This is a genomic window from Lunatibacter salilacus (assembly GCF_009797935.1).
GTDB classification, from domain to species: domain Bacteria; phylum Bacteroidota; class Bacteroidia; order Cytophagales; family Cyclobacteriaceae; genus Lunatibacter; species Lunatibacter salilacus.
The window spans coordinates 586,206-608,878 of record NZ_VOLC01000001.1 but is presented as its reverse complement, the minus strand read 5'-3'; the positions used below and the strand labels follow the sequence as shown (position 1 = coordinate 608,878).

At 40.8% G+C, this 22,673-nt stretch carries 17 protein-coding genes; 7 read left to right on the top strand and 10 right to left on the bottom strand.

What is annotated here, in order from left to right; genetic code table 11:
• Positions 1-27: 27 nt before the first annotated feature.
• The 3 genes from FQ608_RS02445 (at position 28) to FQ608_RS02435 (ending at position 2,651) form a co-directional block, all read left to right on the top strand.
• The gene (locus FQ608_RS02445) at positions 28-804 is read left to right on the top strand and encodes a 3-keto-disaccharide hydrolase (protein WP_158856197.1); all 777 of its coding nucleotides are present in this window, start codon (positions 28-30) and stop codon (positions 802-804) included.
• Positions 805-842: 38 nt separating this feature from the next.
• Positions 843-1,655 (top strand): glucose 1-dehydrogenase, encoded by an 813-nt coding sequence (locus tag FQ608_RS02440; RefSeq protein ID WP_158856196.1) that lies wholly within the window; start codon positions 843-845, stop codon positions 1,653-1,655.
• Positions 1,656-1,757: 102 nt separating this feature from the next.
• Complete coding sequence (locus FQ608_RS02435) at positions 1,758-2,651, top strand: bestrophin family protein (RefSeq protein ID WP_158856195.1); 894 nt, start codon at positions 1,758-1,760, stop codon at positions 2,649-2,651.
• Between the two features lie 124 nt (positions 2,652-2,775).
• Here the strand turns inward: FQ608_RS02435 and FQ608_RS02430 are convergent, their stop codons facing one another.
• The 8 genes from FQ608_RS02430 to FQ608_RS02395 form a co-directional block, all read right to left on the bottom strand.
• Positions 2,776-4,350 carry an SLC5 family protein gene (locus FQ608_RS02430; RefSeq protein WP_158856194.1) on the bottom strand — a complete coding sequence of 525 codons (1,575 nt, stop codon included), beginning with the start codon at positions 4,348-4,350 and terminating at the stop codon, positions 2,776-2,778.
• Positions 4,351-4,374: 24 nt separating this feature from the next.
• Complete coding sequence (locus tag FQ608_RS02425) at positions 4,375-5,760, bottom strand: neutral/alkaline non-lysosomal ceramidase N-terminal domain-containing protein (RefSeq protein WP_158856193.1); 1,386 nt, start codon at positions 5,758-5,760, stop codon at positions 4,375-4,377.
• A gap of 6 nt (positions 5,761-5,766) precedes the next feature.
• Positions 5,767-6,597: an SDR family NAD(P)-dependent oxidoreductase gene (locus tag FQ608_RS02420; protein ID WP_262885464.1), complete on the bottom strand. Its 831-nt coding sequence runs from the start codon at positions 6,595-6,597 to the stop codon at positions 5,767-5,769.
• Between the two features lie 147 nt (positions 6,598-6,744).
• Positions 6,745-8,100 carry an aspartate aminotransferase family protein gene (locus FQ608_RS02415; RefSeq protein ID WP_158856192.1) on the bottom strand — a complete coding sequence of 452 codons (1,356 nt, stop codon included), beginning with the start codon at positions 8,098-8,100 and terminating at the stop codon, positions 6,745-6,747.
• A 62-nt stretch (positions 8,101-8,162) separates the two neighbouring features.
• Entirely contained in the window at positions 8,163-9,383 is a 1,221-nt protein-coding gene (locus FQ608_RS02410) for a Gfo/Idh/MocA family protein (RefSeq protein ID WP_158856191.1), read from the bottom strand.
• A 34-nt stretch (positions 9,384-9,417) separates the two neighbouring features.
• On the bottom strand, positions 9,418-11,205 hold the full coding sequence (locus tag FQ608_RS02405) for a RagB/SusD family nutrient uptake outer membrane protein (RefSeq protein WP_158856190.1): 1,788 nt from the start codon (positions 11,203-11,205) through the stop codon (positions 9,418-9,420).
• A gap of 31 nt (positions 11,206-11,236) precedes the next feature.
• Positions 11,237-14,428 carry a SusC/RagA family TonB-linked outer membrane protein gene (locus FQ608_RS02400; RefSeq protein WP_158856189.1) on the bottom strand — a complete coding sequence of 1,064 codons (3,192 nt, stop codon included), beginning with the start codon at positions 14,426-14,428 and terminating at the stop codon, positions 11,237-11,239.
• Between the two features lie 463 nt (positions 14,429-14,891).
• Complete coding sequence (locus tag FQ608_RS02395) at positions 14,892-15,533, bottom strand: GntR family transcriptional regulator (RefSeq protein WP_158856188.1); 642 nt, start codon at positions 15,531-15,533, stop codon at positions 14,892-14,894.
• A gap of 350 nt (positions 15,534-15,883) precedes the next feature.
• Between FQ608_RS02395 and FQ608_RS02390 the strand changes: the two genes are divergently transcribed.
• The gene (locus FQ608_RS02390; protein ID WP_158856187.1) at positions 15,884-16,960 is read left to right on the top strand and encodes an ATP-binding protein; all 1,077 of its coding nucleotides are present in this window, start codon (positions 15,884-15,886) and stop codon (positions 16,958-16,960) included.
• A gap of 17 nt (positions 16,961-16,977) precedes the next feature.
• On the opposite strand, the gene FQ608_RS02385 is transcribed toward FQ608_RS02390, so the two are convergent.
• A complete protein-coding gene (locus FQ608_RS02385; protein WP_158856186.1) occupies positions 16,978-17,913 on the bottom strand; it encodes a hypothetical protein in 936 nt (311 codons plus the stop codon).
• 885 nt (positions 17,914-18,798) lie between these two features.
• Between FQ608_RS02385 and FQ608_RS02380 the strand changes: the two genes are divergently transcribed.
• Both FQ608_RS02380 and FQ608_RS02375 read left to right on the top strand, forming a co-directional pair.
• Positions 18,799-20,148: a hypothetical protein gene (locus FQ608_RS02380; RefSeq protein ID WP_158856185.1), complete on the top strand. Its 1,350-nt coding sequence runs from the start codon at positions 18,799-18,801 to the stop codon at positions 20,146-20,148.
• An 80-nt stretch (positions 20,149-20,228) separates the two neighbouring features.
• The gene (locus tag FQ608_RS02375; RefSeq protein WP_158856184.1) at positions 20,229-21,143 is read left to right on the top strand and encodes a glutaminase; all 915 of its coding nucleotides are present in this window, start codon (positions 20,229-20,231) and stop codon (positions 21,141-21,143) included.
• Between the two features lie 29 nt (positions 21,144-21,172).
• On the opposite strand, the gene FQ608_RS02370 is transcribed toward FQ608_RS02375, so the two are convergent.
• The gene (locus tag FQ608_RS02370; RefSeq protein ID WP_158856183.1) at positions 21,173-21,406 is read right to left on the bottom strand and encodes a DUF433 domain-containing protein; all 234 of its coding nucleotides are present in this window, start codon (positions 21,404-21,406) and stop codon (positions 21,173-21,175) included.
• Between the two features lie 391 nt (positions 21,407-21,797).
• Here FQ608_RS02370 and FQ608_RS02365 point away from each other — a divergent pair, with 391 nt between their 5' ends.
• Positions 21,798-22,664: a LytR/AlgR family response regulator transcription factor gene (locus FQ608_RS02365; protein ID WP_158856182.1), complete on the top strand. Its 867-nt coding sequence runs from the start codon at positions 21,798-21,800 to the stop codon at positions 22,662-22,664.
• The last annotated feature ends 9 nt before the right edge of the window (positions 22,665-22,673 follow it).

The following is a 22,673-nucleotide window of genomic DNA, read 5'->3' as shown; positions in this document are numbered from 1 at the left end:
AAATTCTACCCCACTATCTCCTTTAACATGACCTTAAGAAAATTAACTCAAAAGAACCATTATAGCTTACTTGTTTTATTTTTTCTGACTGTTTCCTCCTGTCAGAGCTCCAAACAGCCGTCTAATTCCATGGACGGGTTTGAGCCAATTTTTGACGGCCAATCCCTCAATGCCTGGGAAGGTGATCCTGCCTATTGGAGGGTGGAAAATGGAACGTTGGTAGGAGAGGTAACGCCATCTACGCTGTTAAAGCGTAATACCTTTATCATTTGGAGGGGTGGGATTACAGAAGATTTTGAATTTAAGGCGGAATATATGATTACTGAAGACGGCAATAGCGGGATAAATTACAGAAGTGAGGAAGTTGCCGGAGTTCCCTTCGCATTGGCGGGATATCAGTGTGATATTGATGGGAAAAACAGGTATACGGGGATGAATTATGAGGAAAGAAAGCGAACCACCCTTGCCAATACCGGGAAAATAGTGGTATTGGCAAGGGTGCCGGAAGCTGGAAAGGCGCTCAGTGAAAACATTTCCCAAAACCAATGGAAGCCGGCAAAAGTAACGGGAGAAACAGGAGATATCGATGAATTTAAAGCCCAAATAAAGCCAAACGTATGGAATCAGGTACATATTATTGTCCAAGGAAATCGCATGCGGCATTATGTCAATGGGAATTTGATGAGTGATGTTACCGACAATGACAATGAGCATAGAAAGCTCTCTGGATTATTGGGCGTGCAGGTGCATGTTGGACCCCCCATGCGGATCGCATATAGGAATATGATGATTAAGCATTTGTAGTGGAATATTGTTGGTATGTTAATTGAATTAATTTTTCAATGAAAAATAATAAAAAAGGAAAACTGCATAGACAAACGGCTATTGTAACGGGAGCCAGTTCCGGCATTGGCCAGGCTATTGCCGTCGCATTGGCAGCGGACGGAGCGAATATTGCGGTGAATTATTATTCGGATGAAAATGGAGCCAAGGAGACCCAATCGCAAATAGAAGCAGTGAATGGCCATTGCATACTTGTAAATGGAGATATTGGCAAGCAACAAGACGTCAAACGTCTTTTTGATCAAACCAAAGAAGCCTTTGGTGATCTCCACATTTTAGTAAGCAATGCAGGAATACAGAAAGACAGCCCCTTTCTGGAAATGTCCTATGAAGATTGGGATGCCGTGATAAAAACGAACCTTTATGGAGCTTTTATGTCGGCCAATGCTGCCGCAAAAGCATTTGTTTCACAAAAATTGGATGAGGCTATTTCAAAAGCAGCAGGGAAAATTGTATTTATAAGTTCCGTACATGATAGGATCCCCTGGTCCGGCAGAGTAAATTACGCCACTAGCAAAGGAGCAACAAAAATGTTAATGCAATCCGTGGCGCAGGAATTGGCGCCCCACAAAATTCGGGTAAACAGCATTTCACCGGGAGCTATTAAAACTCCCATTAACGAGGATCAGCGGGATAGCGAGGAAGAAGTCAAGCAGATGCTCGCAAAAATTCCCTACGGGCGGATTGGAAAACCCGAAGAAATCGGCAAGGCCGTAAGTTGGCTAGTCTCCGATGAAGCGGATTACGTAACTGGCGCAACCCTTTATATTGACGGTGGAATGACCCTTTATCCTTCATTTGGGGAGGGTTAAATTGGTTAATACAAGGTCTGCTGAGGTTGAATTAAAATACAATATAACTAGATATATTGGCCGTAATCTTGCTTCATTTAGGATTGGCATCAAATAGAATTCATGCTTATAAACCATAAAGTACCTTACAGATACATTCTGAATTCCGTCAAGTACCGACTAACTTATGTATTGGTGTTTTCTGTATTGGTTTATTTTCTTACGGTGGTTTATAATGAAACATTACCTGATATTCCACTGGCTATACCCGCCTTTATTGGTACGGCGATTTCCGTATTGCTTTCCTTCAAGTTAAACCAATCCTACGACAGGTGGTGGGAAGCACGGAAGATATGGGGAAGTATCGTCAACGATTCCCGAAATCTGGTATTACAACTGCAGGCTTTATCCGTCAAAGGGGATCCAAATCTCATTAAAAAAATGGGCCACAGGCAAATTGCTTGGACCTATGCCCTTTCCAAATCATTGCGGGAAAAAGATCCCATGCCTGAGGCAAGTAAGTGGATTGATTCCGCTGAAATCGCTGAATTGGGAGATCATAATAACAAAGCCTTGGCACTGCTGCAATTTCAGGGAAGGGATCTGGCCAAACTCAGGGAGAGCGATCAATTGGATTCCTTCGGTCAGGTCCAGATTAACAGTACCATCACACGGTTGTGCGATGCCATGGGAATGGCCGAAAGGATAAAGAACACTGTATTTCCCATTACCTACCGGCTTTACCTGATGATGATCATTTATCTGTTTATAGCCCTGCTTTCCATTTCACTCCGGGAAATGGAGCTATATTTTCAATTACCGCTATCGCTGCTGATTTCATCCATCTTTTTACTTTTGGAAAAAACGTCTACCAGCCTCCAGGACCCCTTTGAGGACCGCCCTTCCGATGTGCCGCTTAATGCCATTAGCAGGACTATAGAAATAAATCTGAAGCAGCTACTAAAAGAAAAAGAAGTTCCGGCGCCATTTCCGAGTTATGGGTTTTATTTGGATTGAGGGAGAGGTTCTACAAGCTAATATTTGCCTTTTATACACGGAATTTTTAGAAAATAGTTATTGATGTCGCCTTCAGTCATTAGAAAATTCATATTTATGTATTCGCACTTAGCAAAATTGAAAATCAAGCATATTTGATATAGAATCCCAGCACGATGGCAGTTATAATTGCCCACCAAATAAAAGGATTTCGCCATCCCTTTTGTTGCTCTCTTTCACTCTGAGGCAGCGAAAGACTATCTCTGTTCCATATCAGACCCTCTAATTCTTTAGCAGATTTTGGTTTGGTAAACAGACTAACCAAATAACAGGCAGCAAGGCAAATCCAAAAAACGATACCGGTTCGGTTGAAAAATGGCATTTCTGGAAATAGAAACTCCACCAACAGGGAAAGTGGTATGGTTAATATTCCCGCTGTTAATGCTCCGCTATTAGTGGTACCCTTCCACAAGATACCCATTAAAAACATTGTGGCTATTCCCGGTGTGAACAAACCATAGGCATTCAACAAATATATAAATATCGGTTTTTCTGAATATAGTACTAAAATCCATGTACACAATATGCCCAAAATTATTACTATCACCCCTGTCGTTCTTCCAAAACGAACAGATTGTTTTTCGGTGGCTAGAGGTCGGAAAAATGGAAGATAAACATCTATAGTGAGAATGGTCGTGCAGGAATTGATTGCTCCTGAAAGATGCGACATTACTGCGGCTATCAGACCTGCCATAACTATACCTACCAAACCAGTGGGTAATAGGTGTTCGACCAGCATTGAAAAAAGGAGGTCAGGTTTTTCCAAGTTGGGAAATAGTTTAGGAGAAACTATTGCCGGAATAACTATTAACAGTGGAATCAGGAACTTAAGATAATCGGCAAAAATAACTCCCATCCTTGCATGCCATTCACTTTTCGCAGCCAATGTTCGCTGCACTATAAACTGGTTTGTAGCATTGTAAAAAACACTTATGCACAACAGTCCCCCCAGATACATCGTCCAAGGAAAATCAGGATCATTGGCAGGCAACATTAGTTCCCAGTCCTTAGTTGTCTCTAGTATGGCCTCAAATCCCCCTACAGCATTAATTGTAGTAAATGACAACGCTACCATTCCTATTATTAATACTGCCAATTGCACCATTTCTGTCCAAACTACAGCCCGTAATCCTCCCATTACAGTGTATAAACCTGTTGTAAGAGCTAGAAAAACAACACTTCCCCAAAGTGGTATTCCTAACAGAGACTGTAGTGATATCGCTCCTAGATATAATACCGCACTGATTTCTACAAATATATAGGTAAGTAATACCAATAAAGAATATATAGTCCTTGATCCTGATCCAAATCGCTTTTGGAGAAACTCAGGCATAGTATAAAATCCATTCCTTAGATAAAAGGGAAGAAAAATCCACAACAATGCGTTAAATCCTATTAAGATTGCACCCCATTCCACAACTACAGCGACAAATCCCCTGTCATAGGCCAGCCCCATTACTCCGACAAGATGGTGGCTACTGATATTCGCCGCAATGATACTTCCTCCTATCATCCACCAAGGCAGCCTGTCTCCCGCCAAGAAATAATCCCTTTTATTGTTAATCTTGTTTTTCTTGGCTGCAAACATCCCTAGGGCCAATATTCCAAGAATATAAATTAGAAAAATACCAATATCAAGATTTGTAAAATTTGAACTCATTATATGTCCGGTAAATTGAATAAATCAGCGAAGTAACTCGATGGCCTCATTGATGGAAATATTTATTAAGATTTCTAGCGAACCTGCCGCAAATGGTGTTTGCCAAACAGCGTATATGTTTTTATCGTAAAGATATTTGGGTGGTAAATAACCAATGTGACCATTGGCTACATTAATGACTGCAACCGGACGCTTGTCAAAATTGGCTCGAATTTCCATTTGAAATATGGAATAAGCTTCGTTTGGATGGGCTATAATGATACTATTACCCAATTTCCAAACCCAAAGAGGGACCTCTACGGAATCCCTGTCTCCCACAGATAACCTTACTCCTCGTTTTCGTCTTAACCGTTCTATTTGAACGGGGTCTGTGCAGGCTTGGAGTTCCTCTTCTATTTCTGCTAATTTTTGTAAAGGTTTGAGATTGAAGTTGACGTTTACCTTTTTAGCTTCGAGCGCAGGAGATGCTATTTTCTCGGTTTGAGACCATAGCGCGAGGGGTGCACCTGACTCAACTAATTTCTTTAAACTAAGCTCCCTTTCGTCCGGAAGCATAGATTCCAACGTAGACAGACAGGAATATCCAAGTTGTCTCCCGTGTTTATCTGCAACTGAGGCATCACCTACATATTGCTCCGGTGGTGCAAGATCACCGGAGGCTCCTTGCAAGAAGATACAATCAGCACCTGTGTGGGAAAAAATTGTTTCCCTCAGTGCCCCAATAAAATCGGGCGATATTAGCGAATTTTCCCAAGCTAATGTTGTAGGGTGACAGGCATAATTGACAATAACTGCCAACATTTTTCCTGATTTGTTTGTAATTCTTCCGATTAATAGGGTGTCATCTGCACTTGAATCGGGATTGTATCCGACAAAATACATATCTTTTAAGCTATCGTACAGATCTCTATTTATAGCTAAATCACATTTCCCATATTTCCAAGTAAGAAACCCCTCCTCGGAGATTGCAAGTGTCTTCCTAATAAGGTCAACTGCCGCGTCCCTCAAAAATTCCAAGTAGCTTTTAATCAGATCACCTCCTTCCCTGTCAGTATCATCCCGTGACAGACTGGGTCCAGAATGAGTATGGGTAAGACTTAAAATCAAATTTTCGATTTTCAGACCCAAAACTTCAAGAATATGGTGACGCACGAAATTTTCGTCTAGCATATTCTTCCACCAACCTAAATCCGCTGATAATAACACGAACGGTTCTCCTCCACTTAGAGGGCTAAACGTTACGGCATGAAGGTAAAGGGCACGGTGGATTCCGTCGGCGGTATTTCGTTTTGCTGCTCCCCAATTACGCGAGTAAATTCCTGCTGGCGGTGAGATATCCCTTTTTCCAACCCCAATTTTTCCAGTAAAAGATGAGTTATCTAAGTTTGAAGTTTTCTCGGTGTATTTCATTTGATATTAAGAAAGTAATGACAGGCCTCCGTCTACCAAAAGAGTAGATCCCGTCATATGCTCGTTGCTAAAATCACACAACCATAGCACTTTTTCCGCAATGTCCTCTGCATTGAGCACTTTTCCTACAGGTACCTTTCTTTCAGCCTGTTCTTTTGCGGCTGAGTTTGTTTCAAAGATTTTTTTACTCAATCCAGCGTTGACATAGCCGGGAGCTATTTCGTTTACTAATATATGATGGGGGGCCAGTTCCAAAGCAAGGCATTTACAGAGCATGCTTAAACCCGCCTTTGAAACGCTATAAGTAGGAAGGTTAGGATGGACGGAATGGGCAGCCCAACTGCCGACTAGGACTATTCTTCCGGCCAGATCCAATTTAATCATTTCGGCAGCAGCAAATTGTGAAAGATAAAAAGCTCCGTTCAAATTTACCTTAAGTTCATCTGACCATTGTTGTGGACTAACTTCCATGATCCCAGCTAAAGTTGCAGTAGCTGCATTTGGAATTGCAATGTCAATAGTGTTTAACTTATCGACAGTTTCTGCTACCCACTTCTGTACCTGAGTTGGATCAGCAATATCAACTTGGGAGTAGATTATGTTTTTTGTTTCAGATAATTGTTTTACTTCTTCTATAAATTCTTGGGCTACTACTGTCGAATGGATATCGCCAACAGAAATTGAAGCACCTTTTGTGGCGAATAGGCGAACGATATCTCTGCCGATATCGCCTAAACCACCGCTGATTATTACTGTTTTACTTTTAAACATTTTTGTAATTTTGTTTCCGATCCCCGAAACTACTATTAAATAGTAGTTTCGGAGCAGTGTTCGCACCTTTAAGGAATATTACTCGATGATGTTTTTAATCTTAAAATGGTAAAGCCACAATAGCAGTCGCTCTTCGCCGAATAATCGCACGGGAAAATTGATCAACTTTGGTCTAAACAGACTTTAAATTTCTTAACCAATATTTCTCCGTATCTACAATTTGGCCAATTTTGGCTTTTTTTCCAACAGTAAGCGAAATACATTCTTTGTTTTTTCCAACGTCTCTTCTATATCCGCGGCCGTATGTGCATAGGAAATACTACCTTGTTTAATCGGCAAGGGAAAATTAAAAATTCCCTGTCCAATCAACGCAGCCCTGTACTCCTTATCCAATTCAAAGTTATTATTGAGTAAAATATCATGAAAATCCTTTGGAGCATGGTCCATAAAATAAAGGCAAAACGCAGATCGCTCTCTCGCAAGATGAAAGGGGAGGCTGAATCTGTTTAGAATTTCATTAAGACCGGATTCCAATAAATCCCCCATTTTTTCTACATGTCGGTAAACCCCGTGTTCATCGGAAGCAAGCTTTTTCAAAGTAGCAATTGCGGCGACATTGGTAATGGGATGAGCGTTGAAAGTTCCGGCAACCAACACCCTGGTTTGCTTTTCGGTATGAATAAAGTAATCCATATATTTTTTCTTTCCTGCTATCACCCCGATAGGATATCCGTTCGCAACAGCCTTTCCGAACGTACTCAGGTCAGGTGTAACGCCGCAGATGCTCTGGTACCCCCCCAACGCATGGCGGAAACCAGTCTTTACCTCATCAAAAATTAATAAAAACCCTTCCTGATCTGCCAAATTCCTTAAACCGTTCAAATATCCTTCTTCAGGTTTTACGATGCCAACATTTTGCAAAATTGGCTCAAGTAAAACACAAGCTACAGGATACCTTTTTATAACATACTGAACTGATTTGAGGTCATTGAAATTGACAATATGGACTAGTGATTTATGACTTTCTGGAATGCCTCCGGAAAGTGAGTCAAACGGATATTCTCCTGGACTAACTCTTTCCCCTATTTCTTCAAATTGACTAATCACATTTGCAGAAACATCATTATGCCAGCCATTGTAACCTCCTTGAATTATAATAATATGATCTCTCTGGGTTACCGCACGTGAAATCCGTATTGCATGGTACGTAGCCTCGGAACCCGTGCAGGTAATCTGAAGGCTCTCTGCAGTTGGTACACATTTGCAAAACAACTCAGCAAGTATTCCCTCATGGTCTGTAGGGCCCGACCCCATTAATACAAGATTATCACCTATGGATTGTATTATTGCCTCGTTGACATCGGGGTCGTTATGGCCAAGAAATGCCGAAGCAAATCCAGCCTGATAATCTATGTATTCATTTCCCTCCATATCCCATATTCTGCTTCCGAAGCCCTTCGAAAAAGATATATTTGGATCCGATTTACGGTTCAGAGAAACCACACCTCCTGGTATCCATTTTTCGTTTCTCTTCAGTAAATCGCCTGATTTTGGCCAGCTATTTATCATTTATTGTTTTCGTTATTTTAATAGTAATTCTATTATCACGAACCTGTCCTTGCAATCGCATTTTAAAGATCAAAATTTGGTATGTCCATCCACTCTCCGCCTTTCAGGGCAGACTGGTGCGCTACGAGACCTGGGGCAGTATAGGCGATAGCCTCGTGAATATCCACCAATGGTTTTCTATTTTTGATTATGGCGTCGATGAATTCGTGAGTGATAAAGGTATGAGATCCATCGTGTCCACTTTTATGACGTAAAGGCTTGGGTAGCATATCAGTGTCCCACCAATTCTTTTGCTCATAATTTGAGATTTCCGCTTGTTTGAATTGAAACCCAGCATCGTCTTTTCCAAGTTCTTCGGATGCATTTACCATAGTTTCCTCTAGTCCATTCGGGTCTTTACCATAAAGACTCATCTTTGTGCCATGCCATTCACCTCTTTCCGTACCCATCAAGGCACCTTTCCAGCACACTGATATCCTGCTAGTATTCCCTTTATCGGTCTTAAAAAGTGCCGTTTCATTCCAAAACGGGTTATCGTACGGGTTTCCCACTAAGGCATCGCTAGCATCCCCCCATCCAATACAGCTAACTTTCGTAAATCTTTCACCCGTAACAGCTATATGATAGGAAGTACAGTGTGTGGGGTACATCATAGGAGGTAATCCATGTCTCCAAGTGGGCTTTCCATTCTCAAAAAACAATACCTCAAGTCCGGGATGATGATAATCAGCTTCTACCCTGAAGATCTCCCCAAACTTTCCCTCTCGAAACAACTTTTGGGCAGAGATCACAATTTGGTGAAAAGTACTCGTTTCAGCCATCATATAGGTAAGTCCAGATTGCTTTACTGCATCTTTTAGCTTTTCACAATCCTCCAAAGACCAAGCGACTGGAACTGCACAAAGAACATGCTTACCCGCTTTAAGGCTGGCCAATGTGTGGGCAGCGTGGTCAGGTGCGGGAGTTGCGATGAAAACAGCTTCTACTTTAGGATCTTTGAGGAGTACTTCTAGAGATTCGTAACTTTTCTTGCAATTATAGACCTGCATCAAATGGTCTCTTCGATCCTTTCTAAGGTCACTCACGGCTTCCACAACACAGTTTGGATGTTCATGAAAATAAAATCCTGCTCCAAAACGGCCACCTATTACGCCGATTTTTACTTTTCTGTCTGTCTGAGGCTCGCCTGCAAACGCAAAACGGGGGCTCAGCAGTACAGAAGATCCTATAACCCCTGCTGACTTCAGAAATTTTCTGCGGTTTAATGGGTTTCTATTTACCATTTAATTTATATGTTTTTTAGTTGAAAATGTTAATTTAATAGCCTGGATTCTGAATCAAAACGGGACCGTCATTAGTCTCGCTTAAATCGATTTGAGCCTGAGGAATGGGGTAAATTTCATTGACTCCCCTGGTAAATGTGGCACCTTCCATATAAAAGAAATTATAATCTGCAATATTAGTTTCGTGCAGGATATATTGGTTTAGGGTCTCGGCCATATAGCCGGTACCATTGTCATAGCGCTGTAAATCAAAAAACCGATGGTGCTCCATAGCCAATTCCAATTTGCGTTCGAACCGGACTGCTTCCCTCGCAAAATCCTGCCCTTTAATCATAAACTCTCCATTATAGAGCCCAACTTTATAGTTGGCTGCGGGTTCCTCGGTATATCCAGCCATGGGATTGCTATTGTCTAGGTATTTCTTAACCCAACCCATTGGATTTGCCGCTCTTGCCCTAATACGGTTTACGTATTGTTCTGCAAGTTCTAAACTTCCTATTTCTACTTCTACTTCCGCTCCCCATAATAGCACATCTGCAAAACGAATCATGTTATAGCTGTTTGCACTACTGTTGTTTTGTCTTGCCTGGGGCTCTGATTGGGGGTTGGCATTTTTCATATGAAGGTATGGTCCCCCTACGCTTTGCTGTCTGACCCATGACATACCAGGATTGACTCCCCAATCTAAAAAGGGAATTCCTCTTCTGCCCACTATCCAGTCCAATCTGGAATCAAGTGTACCCTGATAGGGTGTAAATGGCTCGGTAGAGGCGATGCCCAGATCATGGTCTACGTCTGAGTCATTGAAGGAATAAATCAACGGCAACCCGGTTTGCTCATCTGTTTTATAGGAATTAACAAGACTAAAAGATGGTTGATAAAAACCATAACTCGGAAAGGGTCCACCATAAGGTCCTGCATGGCCTTCTCCGCTAGGAACATTTCCGTTATTACCACCCGCCCCATCGTTGACCGAATGCATGACGGCAAATACCTGTTCTGGACCGTGCTTAGTGGAAGGCCGGAAATTGTCAAAGTAATGTGCATTTAAGTCATACTTAATTCCGTTGGTAGTCACTCCATTTAAAATAATGTCATCCAATACGGGCTTTGCTTCATTGAATTTTTGCTGAAACATGAAAGTTTTCACCAGAAATGATTTTGCCGCCCATCTATTTGCCCGTCCGACTTCACCTTTAGTTTCGGTAAGATTATCTCCGGCAAAAATGAAATCGGCCTCAATCCGATCCCAAACCGGCTGCGTATTTGAAACATTAAAATTGTTATTTCCAAAGCTAATAGTCTCATCCAAAAATGGTATATTTTTCCACATTAAGGCCGCTTCCAAGTGATAAACCCCCCTAAGAAACCTAGCTTCTGCTTCAACTTGGATGGCGTTTTCCGGAGAAATAGCCCCGTTTTCCCTGACTGTCTGCAGCAGCCGGATCACATCATTCGCTCGCTGTACACTAGAATAAAGCACCCTCCAACGGTCATTAAAACCGGGAGTGGCAGCGGTGTGGATATAGCTTTCGTATTGTGGTACCGGTTGCAAAGCTCCTGCTTCTGTCCCAGTATGTGCATCGTCCGATGTAACTCCTCCAAAAATCCACTTGCCCGAAGGCCAACTTCCACCTGCCGTTCCTCCGTTATTAAGCAGGGAGTATGCCCCGATCAGCACTCCATTTAGTCCTGCCTCCGTAGCCATTACATCGGATGAAAGGGTTGCTTTGGCTTTTATATCGAAATAGTCCTCCTGACACCCGAAAGTAATTGCCAAGATTACAAACGGCAGAATTTTGGAAGTTATCTTACTTTTCATATTATTATATTTTCAGCGGATGAATAATTAATCAGAATGATACGTTTAAACCTAGAAGAAAGCTTCTTTGATTGTTGGGATAATTGGCTATATCTATCCCGAAGTTTGAGCTATTACCAGCTAGTTCTGGATCCAATCCTGTATAGTTAGTGATGGTAAAAAGGTTTACAGCTTGGGTATAGACCCGTAGGCGACTTGCTTTTATCCTATTTAGGACATTAGAATTAAACGTATAGCCTAAAGTCAATGTCCTCATCCTTAAATAAGACGCATCTTCAATTAAATAGGAATTGAATGCTCCCGCAGTACTAAAACTATTTTGATTCTCCACCTTTGGAACGTTAGTATTGGTGTTTTCCGGTGTCCAAGCATTAGAAAGCACGTTGCTTTTGGCTCCTACATAGGTTCCGAAAAAATGTGTATACACAGGAATTGTATTCACCGCGTCATTTCCCTGAGAGCCATAGAGAATAGTTGATAGGTCAAATCCCTTGTAAGCAAGATTTATATTAATCCCGTAAGTAAAATCGGGATTTGGATTGCCGATGAAGGTCCGGTCTTCTGGAGTTATCTGTCCATCCCCATTCACATCTCTGTACCTGAATCTACCCGGTTCTGCTCCACTTTGTGTAGGAGCGGAATTCACTTCTTCTTCGCTGTTGAAAAGCCCTATTACCTCATATCCAAAGAAGGAACTTACTGGATGCCCTTGTTGGTTCCTAACCATATTGCCAAGTTGTTGGTGGAATCCTACGTCAAAGTACCCCGGTTCGGGAATGCTAACAATTAGGTTTTCGTAAGCGGTAATATTACCTCCGATAGAATACTCGAAATTGTTGTTAATATTACCTTTGTAGGTTAAAGAAAAATCGACCCCAGAGTTCTGAATGTCTCCTATATTTATGGTTGGCGGAGTAGCTCCTCCCGCAGTAGCAAGTACGGGTTGAACAAACAGCAGTCCATCAATGGATTTCCTATAGTACTCAAAGGAGAAATCCAATTTGTTGTCGAGAATGGAGGCGTCTATTCCGAAGTTTGATATAATATTTCTCTCCCAACCTGTTCGTGGATTACCATTTCTTGTTTGGAAAAAGCCTTGTATCACACTGTTGCTAGTTCCTCTAATGTCATAGTAGGCATTGGCAATTCCGCCGCCGAAAAGGTTAAATTGATTTTGCATATTAACATTATTCTGTGAGCCTAATATCCCATAGCTTCCTCTAAGTTTTAAGTCATTCAGCCAGGTCAAATTCTGCATAAATCCTTCTTCTGATATCCTCCAGCCTAGAGAAAAGGACGGAAACATTCCGAATCGGCTCTCTGGACCAAATTTGGAAGAGCCATCCCTCCGTATGGTCATTCCTAACAAATACCTATCATTATAAGAATAGTCAAGCCTACTAAATTTAGAGAATAAGACATCTTCATAAAAGCTGCTATAATTTTGAATGTTGGTAGTACCAGTGCTCAAACTTCTATAATCCACGTCTGTGGAGTAATAGTTTTCTCTGGAACCCCCTACACTTCTACCTTGGTTAGCTATAGATTCCGTACCAAGTAGCAGGTTAATACTGTGAAGTCCTAGCTGCTTGCTGTAATTTAGCGTATTGGTCCACATTATCCGGGTGGAGTAGGCGGAATTTTCATTATAGGAATTGGGATTTAAAAATCCCTGTATATTTTCATAGGCGGTAAAATTGAATCCATAGTTATATGCGTTTGTAACGACTCCAGCTAGGGTTGTTCTTGCAGTAAAATTCTTCAAAATATCCACCTCTCCGTACACATTCCCGGCAAGGTTCCAAGATCGGGACATATTATCGGCTGCCCGCTCTTGTGCGGCAATTGTGTTTAGATTACTTCCCAAGTTGATGCCAGCACGGGTGCCCCCGTAATTGCCTGCAATATCCCGAGTAGGTACGATTGGCATCATGCTATATGCCCCGGCAATACCCTGAAACTGATTCTGTGTAGTAAATGATGGATTTTCTCTGTAGTATATGTTAAGGTTCTCCCCAATCCTAACATGCTTCCCCAACTTAAACGTTGTATTGATACGGGCAGTGTAACGCTTTAGGGAGGTATTAATTAAGGTTCCTTGCTGGTCAAGATATCCAAGCGAGACCATATAAGTAGCATTGTCATTTCCCCCACTCACGGTGAGATTTTGTTCTGACATTGGAGCTGGAGTAAAAAGTTCTTGGAACCAGTTGGTGCCAGGTTTATTTACTTCTTGAATTAAATAACTGTTTCCTGGGGTTGCCAGATCCAGAAGATACCTTGATGGATCCACCACAGGGTCGCCTGCCATTCCAACTCCAGATCCAGCGGGACTTGAATACATGAAGTCAGGTACCCCATTTCTAAAAAGTGCATTGTTTGGATCTGCGATTAACGCAAGCCTGGCAAATTCCTGCGAATCCAGAACAATATCAAAGGGATTGCCGGGCAGAGGCATTTGCATGCTATAATATGAATCATAGGAAAAAACAGGCGCCCCGGACTTCCCCTTTTTTGTGGTTACAATAATTACTCCGTTAGCTCCCCTAACACCGTATATCGCAGCAGCACCAGCATCTTTTAATACCTGGATTGATTCCACGTCATATGCGCTTACATCGTTCAGATCTGCTTGTATGCCATCTATTATCACCAATGGCTGGGTATCCCCAAAAGAACCAATACCCCTGACAAAAATATTACTTCTGGATCCCGGGGAACCTGAACTTATCACATTTACGCCTGCTGCCTGGCCTTGAAGTGCTTGGACCGCAGATCCTGCTGGGACGGATTTCAACGCATCAACATCCACAACAGAAACCGCACCAGTAATGTCTTTCTTCTGTTGGGTAGTGTAGCCAGTAACGACAAATTCATCCAAAGTCTGGGTGTCTGAATTTAACATTACATCAATCACGCTTCTATTTCCGACTGGAATTTCGGCAGTTTCAAATCCTATAAAGGATACGATTAAAGTTGTATTTGGACCAGCTTGGATGGTAAAGTTGCCCTCCATGTCAGTAATGGCACCTATAGAGGTGTTTTTTACTAAAACTGTAGCTCCAGGTACAGCCAAACCCTCATCCGCTGAAACGACCCTTCCCGTGATAGTCTGATTGTCCTGTGCTAGAACAGCAGTAGTAATTAACAAAATCAATGCGAGGGTAACAGACAACCATTTTCGGGCGGAATGATTTACTAAACTTGAATAGTTTTTTTTCATAATGTGCATTTTTTATCCAAATAAGATTTGAATAGTCGAAGATTTTGGGAGACCGTGGACTAATTTTTGTTTACCAATATTATGTAAATTTGTTTACAGAAAAAATAATTTTTAAATTATTTTCAAAAAATTTGGTTGTGTAGATGATTTGTACAAGGTTTTATCGCCTAAATTTACTTTTTGGACTAGTTAAAAATCAAGATAAAATTCTGTTTTTATTTGTGTTTACATAAGAATTCAAAAATAATCTATGCAAAATTTGAAAATAGAGCTATTAAGGCCTTTTTTGTGAAGTTATATTTTGATAGCTTCTCGAGCAAAAGCGATTGAAGTGGTTATAAATGGGCAAATAGAACCAAATACTTTATTTCTTTTTTTATGTAAGCAAAAAATCATTAATTTGGTAATATTTTATTTGATGTAGACGCCGGGAGTTGTGAATCAAAAAACGAATTTCCGGTATTTAATAGGATAAATCTAACGTTGTTCTTTCTCCCCGAATTAGATGCTTTACAAGAGTTTCTTCAGCTATAGCCAAGTTACCCGATTTAAGGGCACTAACTATGTTTCTATGTTCAACGTCAGTCAGTTCGTAATCTTTCATATGAATCTGACTCTTGCCTAATTTTTGGTGAAAAAGTGGAATGTTGCTCACCTGATAAATTTCCTTTAGACGGTTATTATTTGAAAATTCAATCAATGTTTCATGGAATCTAACGTCCGCTTCACATGCCCCTTCAAAATATTCCCTCTCCACCATCGTCGAAAAATCATTGCAAATTTCCTCTAGCTTATTAATTCTCTCTTCATTTCGATTTTGAAATACAAGTCTAAGAGCACCCATTTCTATAATTTCTCGGATTTCCCTGATCTCCTTTACGTCTTCCGGAGTTAGTGATTTGACAAAAAAGCCACCCTTTTTTCCAGAAACAATCAAGTTCTCTCCCAAAAGTCTTGTAAGTGCTTCTCTCACGGCCATTCTGTTAACATCCAATTTTGTGGCCCAGTAATCCTCCTTCAAACGCATCCCAGAAATTAGTTGGTTGGAGAGAATCTTCCTCCTTAATTCTATATAAACCCTGTTCGCTAAAGAATCTTCCTTCATTTTAACTCAATTATCGGACCTATTATGCTTATAGAAATGACTCAGATTGTAAACAAAAATAATAATCCAAATTTAGTCAAATTATCATATATTCCGAAAAATCTCTAGTGCAAGATTGGAACAAAGTGTTAGGGTTATCGGGCACCTGGATGATCCAATACCCAATGGGCCATTAATTGAAGCCCACTTTTGTAATTTTTTTGAATCCACAAAGAAAACAAAACTGGTAATGCTTTTAGAATTAAGATGTCTGGCATCTTTCTATGTGTTTTTTTATACTATATTGGTGGTCACACCCACCAATATATGATATTTTTGTTTGTTATAACAAACAAAAATGGATGCGTTAGTTGGCTAGGGGAGTTGGCAAAACAACCCTATTACTTCAGAAAATCCAGAAGGAATATGCACGTAGTTCAGAAGCACTTTATATTAGCTTGGATCATATTTGGTTTGCTACCCATAGTTTGATTGATTTGGTAGACGGATTTACCAAGGCGGGAGGAAAGGTCCTTTTTATAGATGAAGTTCATAAATATCCAACTTGGTCTGTTGAGATAAAGAATATTTATGATTTTTACCCGGAGCTGAAAGTAGTTTTTACGGGGTCGTCTATGTTGGAAATATTAAACGCAAGAGCTGACCTGAGTAGAAGAGCACTGATTTATGAGATGCAGGGATTGTCATTTCGGGAATATTTAAATGTTGTAACCGGAAATGAATTTCCCACGCTAAGTCTAGAAACAATCCTGAAAGATCACGCAAACCAATCAAGCGATATAACCCAAATCATAAAACCCCTCAAATATTTTTCCGAATACCTCAGAAATGGCTATTATCCGTTTTTTAAAGATTTTAAAGAGCTGTATCCGGTTCAGGTGCGGGCAATCGTAAACCTAATAATTGAAATAGAGCTTCCTTTACTTCGGAAAGTTGATATCGCCTATTCAGGGAAGATAAAGCAGCTGCTGTCGATAATAGCAGATGCGGTTCCTTTTGCTCCCAATGTCAGCAGTCTAAGCCGGAAGATAGGCATCAACCGCCAAACTTTACTGGCCTACCTCCACTACCTGGAGGAAAGTAGACTCACAAAAAGTATAAACAGGGAAACCCAAGGGGTATCCCTCTTACAAAAGCCCGAAAAGCTGTTCTTGGAAAACACGAACCTTTCATATGCCTTGGGAAATAATGTGGATGTTGGTAATCTGCGGGAGACGTTTTTTCTTAACCAGCTTTCTTACAAACATCAGGTCAATTATCCTGATTCATTTGATTTTCTGGTGGATCAGAAATATTTCTTCGAGATTGGAGGAAAAGAAAAGAAAGTTAGTATTCAGGAAGATAAGCGGACATATGTAGCCGCCGATGAGATTGAGATTGGCTTTGGAAACAAAATCCCTCTTTGGCTATTTGGGTTTCTGTATTGAAGCCTTTTCAGTATTAGCTAATCTATCTCTTTAAATTCGTATTTCCCAGTTGGGCTGGTTTCGATCCATTTACCCAGAATTTCTTTGGATTCGCCAGTGCTTTTGCTGGTCAAGGTCATCCTAAAGGAAACGGTGCGACGCCGCAGTTCCACATCTGTACCGAATCTATATACCCCGGCAGGGACTGGAACCGCTACCATCACCTCAGGTTTGTAGGGCTCGTAGACGATCCCGCCATAAATTTGATTTCGATCCGCAAGTAAGATGTCCCCCGAATAAATCTCCGATGGTATGGACACACTAACAGAATCCTTCGCAAGCCAGATAAATGCGTCTGGATCATCGCTCGCAAAGTAAGAATTGGTTACCAAGTTGTATCCATTGAATGGCGAGATCTTTATTTCTTGAGGGGTAAGTAAATCGAACTTATATGTTGCAACTTGATTTCTCATATACAAAGAATCCTGATCGTCCGAATCTAAAAAGTATTCAATACCTTCCATGCTGTAGCCTGCCGAAATCGCTTGGTCTATAATGAGTTCTCTGGATTGATCACCGCTTTGGAGTATAATTGTAAAGCTAAACGGATTTTCGGAGCCATTTTCCTGTAATGCTATGTTGATAAACCCGGTGTTTTCAAGGGTCACAACAAACCCTCTATGTGATCCTGATGCTACCAAACTCCCGGATACTGTCAGTTCCAGCGGATGGTTTTGGCGGATAATTTCCCCGTCGGCAGTATAGCTATCCCCAAACATGCGTTGGTTTCCATTGTTATTTACAATTCTAGCGATTTGCCAGTCTCCTACACCCAACTCCATCACATATTCTCCGCCTTCTCCGGCAATGTCAATTTTGACTACGTTGGGGATGGTTACTGGTTCTTCCGGTTTTTCACACGCAACGAACACGAGGGAAAGAATCAGTATAACGAGAAGTAGGTGGGGATTCATTGTTAAAGAAGTTTAAAAATTATCTATAATTGAGCTACGAATAACATGTTTAAATCTATATTATACATGCAATAATATATAAATCTGAATTGATCCCCTAAGAATTTAAGATAGTTTTAGATTTTTTATTGGAAACTGTATGTATCTGCATGGTTTTTATCGATGTTCGAAGCGTTCAAGGTGGAAAATTTTTCAAACTGCTGGCTGCGTTTTTTAAATCCGGTGGGCATGGATAATCTACCCGTTTCATATCGTCCGTCCCTTCGGGAATTTGGGGTGGTGTGGTTCTTTTTGGTCCGTAGGTTAAAACCTACGGCTACTATGTCGGTCGTGCCTACGGCACTGCTTTTTTCCCGAATGGTACCATGCTTTTCGGTCCGTAGGTTAAAACCTACGGTTTCTATATCGGTCGTGCCATGCCTACGGCAGGAAATCCTACGGCACTGGGAAAGACAAAGATTCCTTGTGAGTCAAATCCTAGTTGTATGTTTATTTATAAGGTAAGGACAAGAGATTTTATCGGGTAGAAAGAGACGTTTCGAAGCAAGCTCCGTAGGAGCGGCCGACATAGTAGCCATGGGTTTCAACCCATGGACATTTGCAAACAACAACCCGTGGAAAGTGCCGTAGGCACGGCCGATGGTTTTTTGCCGCAAAGTTAAGCTCAGCTTTGGAGGTGCGGTTAGGGAATGGAAAATACCATTTTCATAAGCCTATATTATTAAACTAGGGAAATGGACGGCCCATTATTCTAATTCATTTTGAAAATTCAATCCAATCGTTTTATATCATCCAAAACTATATCGTTAACATTTTTTAACTAATCCCGTAGAATAATTAATTCTCCTTTCTTTTAACTTTCTTTCAATTCAAATATTTAATTGCATGAAAACAATTTTTAAAGGATTACTTGTCATATTCTGCCTTTCTATTGGATTTAATGCCAATAGTCAAAATCTATTTAATGTTGAATTATACGGAGGGCTCAACAAAAATTATTTTCAAACAGGTGAACCAACTGCGAATCCGGATCTGCGGTTTTCCGGTCCATTAGGGCAACATGCGGGAATTAACTTTCTACCAAGTATCGGTCAAAACTGGCAAATGAGCATCCAAACCGAATGGATGCGATCGGCAATCCGGTTGGAAAATGCAGATTTCAATAGTAGCAACCGGTATAACAGTTACGGCAATTACGCTTTGGGAGCTCGCTATAATATAGATAAGATAACACACGTCTTCTACTTTCAGCCAGCTTTCGGCATTTCTATCAACAACTATCTAGAGCCTATGGAGGGTGCTTTTGGAGCTTACAGTAAAAGGGATATTCATTTCACCGCGAGAGCAGAAGTTGGCGCAAAAATTTACAATAAAAACAGAAATTACCTGCTTTTGGGACTTCGACATCAACAGGGTTTTGGTTCCGGCAACCCCTATGGGAGTGAACAATGGACCGACATTCCCATATCAGGCAATGCATCTTATACCGGAATGTTTATCGGTTATGGAATCAATACAGACAATTGGTTTAAAAGAAGCATGGTTAAGATTCCAAAGCCAGAAATTGAGAATCCATGGTCGGACGGGATATATGCCATAGCATCAGGCTCTCTCCGTCATGTAATTGACCCGGTCTATGATCCTACCGACGATTTTCAAAAAGTGAGCACATCGTATATGGTTGGATTGGGATACCGACAAGGAGACTTTTCTGTAGAAAGCGGATTTTCTCATTTTAGAGCAAGAAATGTACATGAGCTTTTGAGCCCTGAAGGTATTTCTGTTACAGTAAGTCACAGAACATTTGCCGTTTCTACAGTCCCTGTTACCCTAAGATATGATAGGCAACTTCCTACAAATGGGAAGATCCGCTTGGGAGCGTCATTTACTTCCCATATCCCGGTTGGATATCGAAATAGTGGCGCAGATTTTATTAATTCAGCAGGATCAAGATTTGTAGATGGGGTAGAATACCCATTTGAATCCCAAAGGACTGGGTTTGCCTCTAATTCAAGAAGGGTATTCTTCAATTCCGGCCTCTATACCGAAATGGCACTTTTCAGAACAGGGATGATCACTTTTAAAGCATCAAGAAATTATGGCAGTCCAACTTTTGACCGTGTTCAGGTGGACTATCAGGTAAGCGGAGTTCCAGACTCGTTTGAAACAAAGGGAGACCTAAATGGATGGTTGTTTGAAGTTGAATATAGATTGCCACTAAATCATATCTTTTAGTATAAAAAGACAAAACATTAGCAGTAGAAGATTTTCTTCATTGAATTTGAACCATCGGAGAAAATCATCACTTTAACTATATGGACTATCAGCATTTAATTGAAGAAGTTTACCAAGAGGTAAGAAGTAAGGATCCAAGAGGAAAGGTTGCAAACTACATCCCGGAACTTGAAAGTGTAGATGGGGAGAAATTTGGGATCGCCTTGGTGGATCTTGAAGGAAATGTGTTCGGGGCAGGGGATTATCAAGAACCGTTTTCCATTCAGAGTATTTCCAAAGTCCATACACTCACTATGGTGGCACATGTTTTTCACGAAAAATTATGGTCGAAAGTTAACGTAGAGCCCAGTGGCAATCCCTTCAATTCCATCGCCCAGCTGGAATTTGAAAAGGGTATACCCAGAAACCCGTTTATCAACGCGGGTGCGTTGGTCATCACAGATGCGCTAACTTCCAAGTTTGAAAACCCAATTGAAAAAATTACCCGATTTATTAATGATGTTTCTGGAAAGGAATGTGTCAAAATCAATCAGGATGTAATGGATTCCGAATTGGATCATTCGGAGCGGAACACGGCACTTGCCTATTTTCTAAAGGCCTATAAAAACTTCGATAACAAGGTGGAGGATGTTATAAACACCTATGTATCACATTGTTCCATAGAATTGTGTTGCGTGGATTTGGCGAGATCCATTTCCTTTTTGGCAAATGATGGTTATTCCATTTACGCAAAGCGGGAAATTGTAACAGAAAGCGTGGCAAGGCGGATCAATGCCCTGATGTTAACCTGCGGATTCTATGATGAATCGGGGGAATTTGCGTTCAGGGTAGGTTTGCCCGGGAAAAGTGGCGTAGGAGGAGGAGTGGCAGCGGTGATGCCCCACAAATTTAGTATAGCTGTATGGAGTCCGGAATTGAACGAAAAAGGAAACTCCGTAAAGTCCATTCTGGCTTTGGAGCTGTTGACGGATAAGTTGAAGTTTTCTTTATTTTAAAAGGGGAATGTTAGCATCCAACAGAAATATCATGCTGCAGGAACTTTGGACTCTCTAAAATCCAGCATCTTTGCTGCGTATGCGAGGCAAGCTAAAATATCATCTCTTTCCAAACCTTTGAATTCTTGAAGTAAATCCTCCACAGAATCCCCTCCTGCTAGGTATTCCAAAATATAAACCACAGCATACCTTGTATCCCGAATGGTTGGTTTACCATGTGCAATTTCCGGATTGATTGTGATCCTATTTAATAAATTTTCCATATTTTCACATTATTCTTAAAATATAAATTTTTAACGCATCAGTTAGGTAAAAGTACAATTTTTGACAAACTTTTGAAAGTTGAATATGTTTTCAATTTAAGGTTCTTTAAAATAAATTATCCATTGTTGAGTTTTTTGGCCACAGTTAATTCTTTTCTTGCCGTCTAATGAGCTTAATGGGGATATTGGTGACGGATGCTTACTATTTCCTCTTAATCAAAAAATACTGGCTCCAAGTTCATATTGGAGTAGTCCAATTATATTTTTGCATTTATTTCTTTAGGTTATCCCTCTAGCTGAAACCCTAAATTCAATTAGAATGCGTTAACTTTTTGTACTTTTGAGGAAACCCCCTTTTTTTTTTGAAAGATCCTGAAAAGTGTGTTATTAGATGGTACCGTGGCTTAAAACATTTCGAAACCCCTATCCTTATTATTATAAGGAAATCCCGGTTGGTTACCTTGCCGCCACAATCTTTCTGATGAGCATGGGCTTCAATTACCTGTTCGAACCCTTTGAGGTGTATCGACCGGAACACCGTATGGGGTATTTTTGGATATCAATGGTACACTCACTAAATGCCCTTTGGATTGCCTTAATCTGGTTTGGATTTTGGAACCGTCAGGTGAATGAAGAAAAATGGACAGTAGGAAAAGAAATGCTATTGATTGCTGGCTATCTAATAATGGTTGGTATTACCCAATTTCTCGTGCGGGATATAATCTATGACAACCCACTAAACTGGACAGGGCGGTATTTGTATGAGGAGATCAGAAACACCTTACTAGTGGGGATATTATTTGCCTGTATTTTGATACCGCTGAACTTTTTGCGCCTTCAGCGCCGTCACCGAAATCAAGCAGGTCATTTCCAACCTATTCCCGTTGGGAACCAAGAAAATCCTACCCCCAATCCGATTTTTATAGAAACCCGCCAGAAGAGTGACGACTTCACAATTGATCCTTCCATTATCCTTGTAGCGAAAGCGGAAGGAAACTACCTGGAAATTTATATTACTGCTGGTTCTAAAACAGAAAAACTTATCAAAAGAATGACACTGAAGGATCTGGAAAACCAACTTGAGCATCTGCCTAATTTCTGCAAAACACACCGATCTTATCTGGTAAATCTCGGTGTGGTAGAACAGGTAAAAGGAAATGCCCAAGGGCTACAGCTTGTTATTCCAGGATTAGATTTTACTGTCCCCGTATCCAGAACTATGATCCCATTATTTGAACAACAGTTTACAGATCAATAGCTTCAGCCA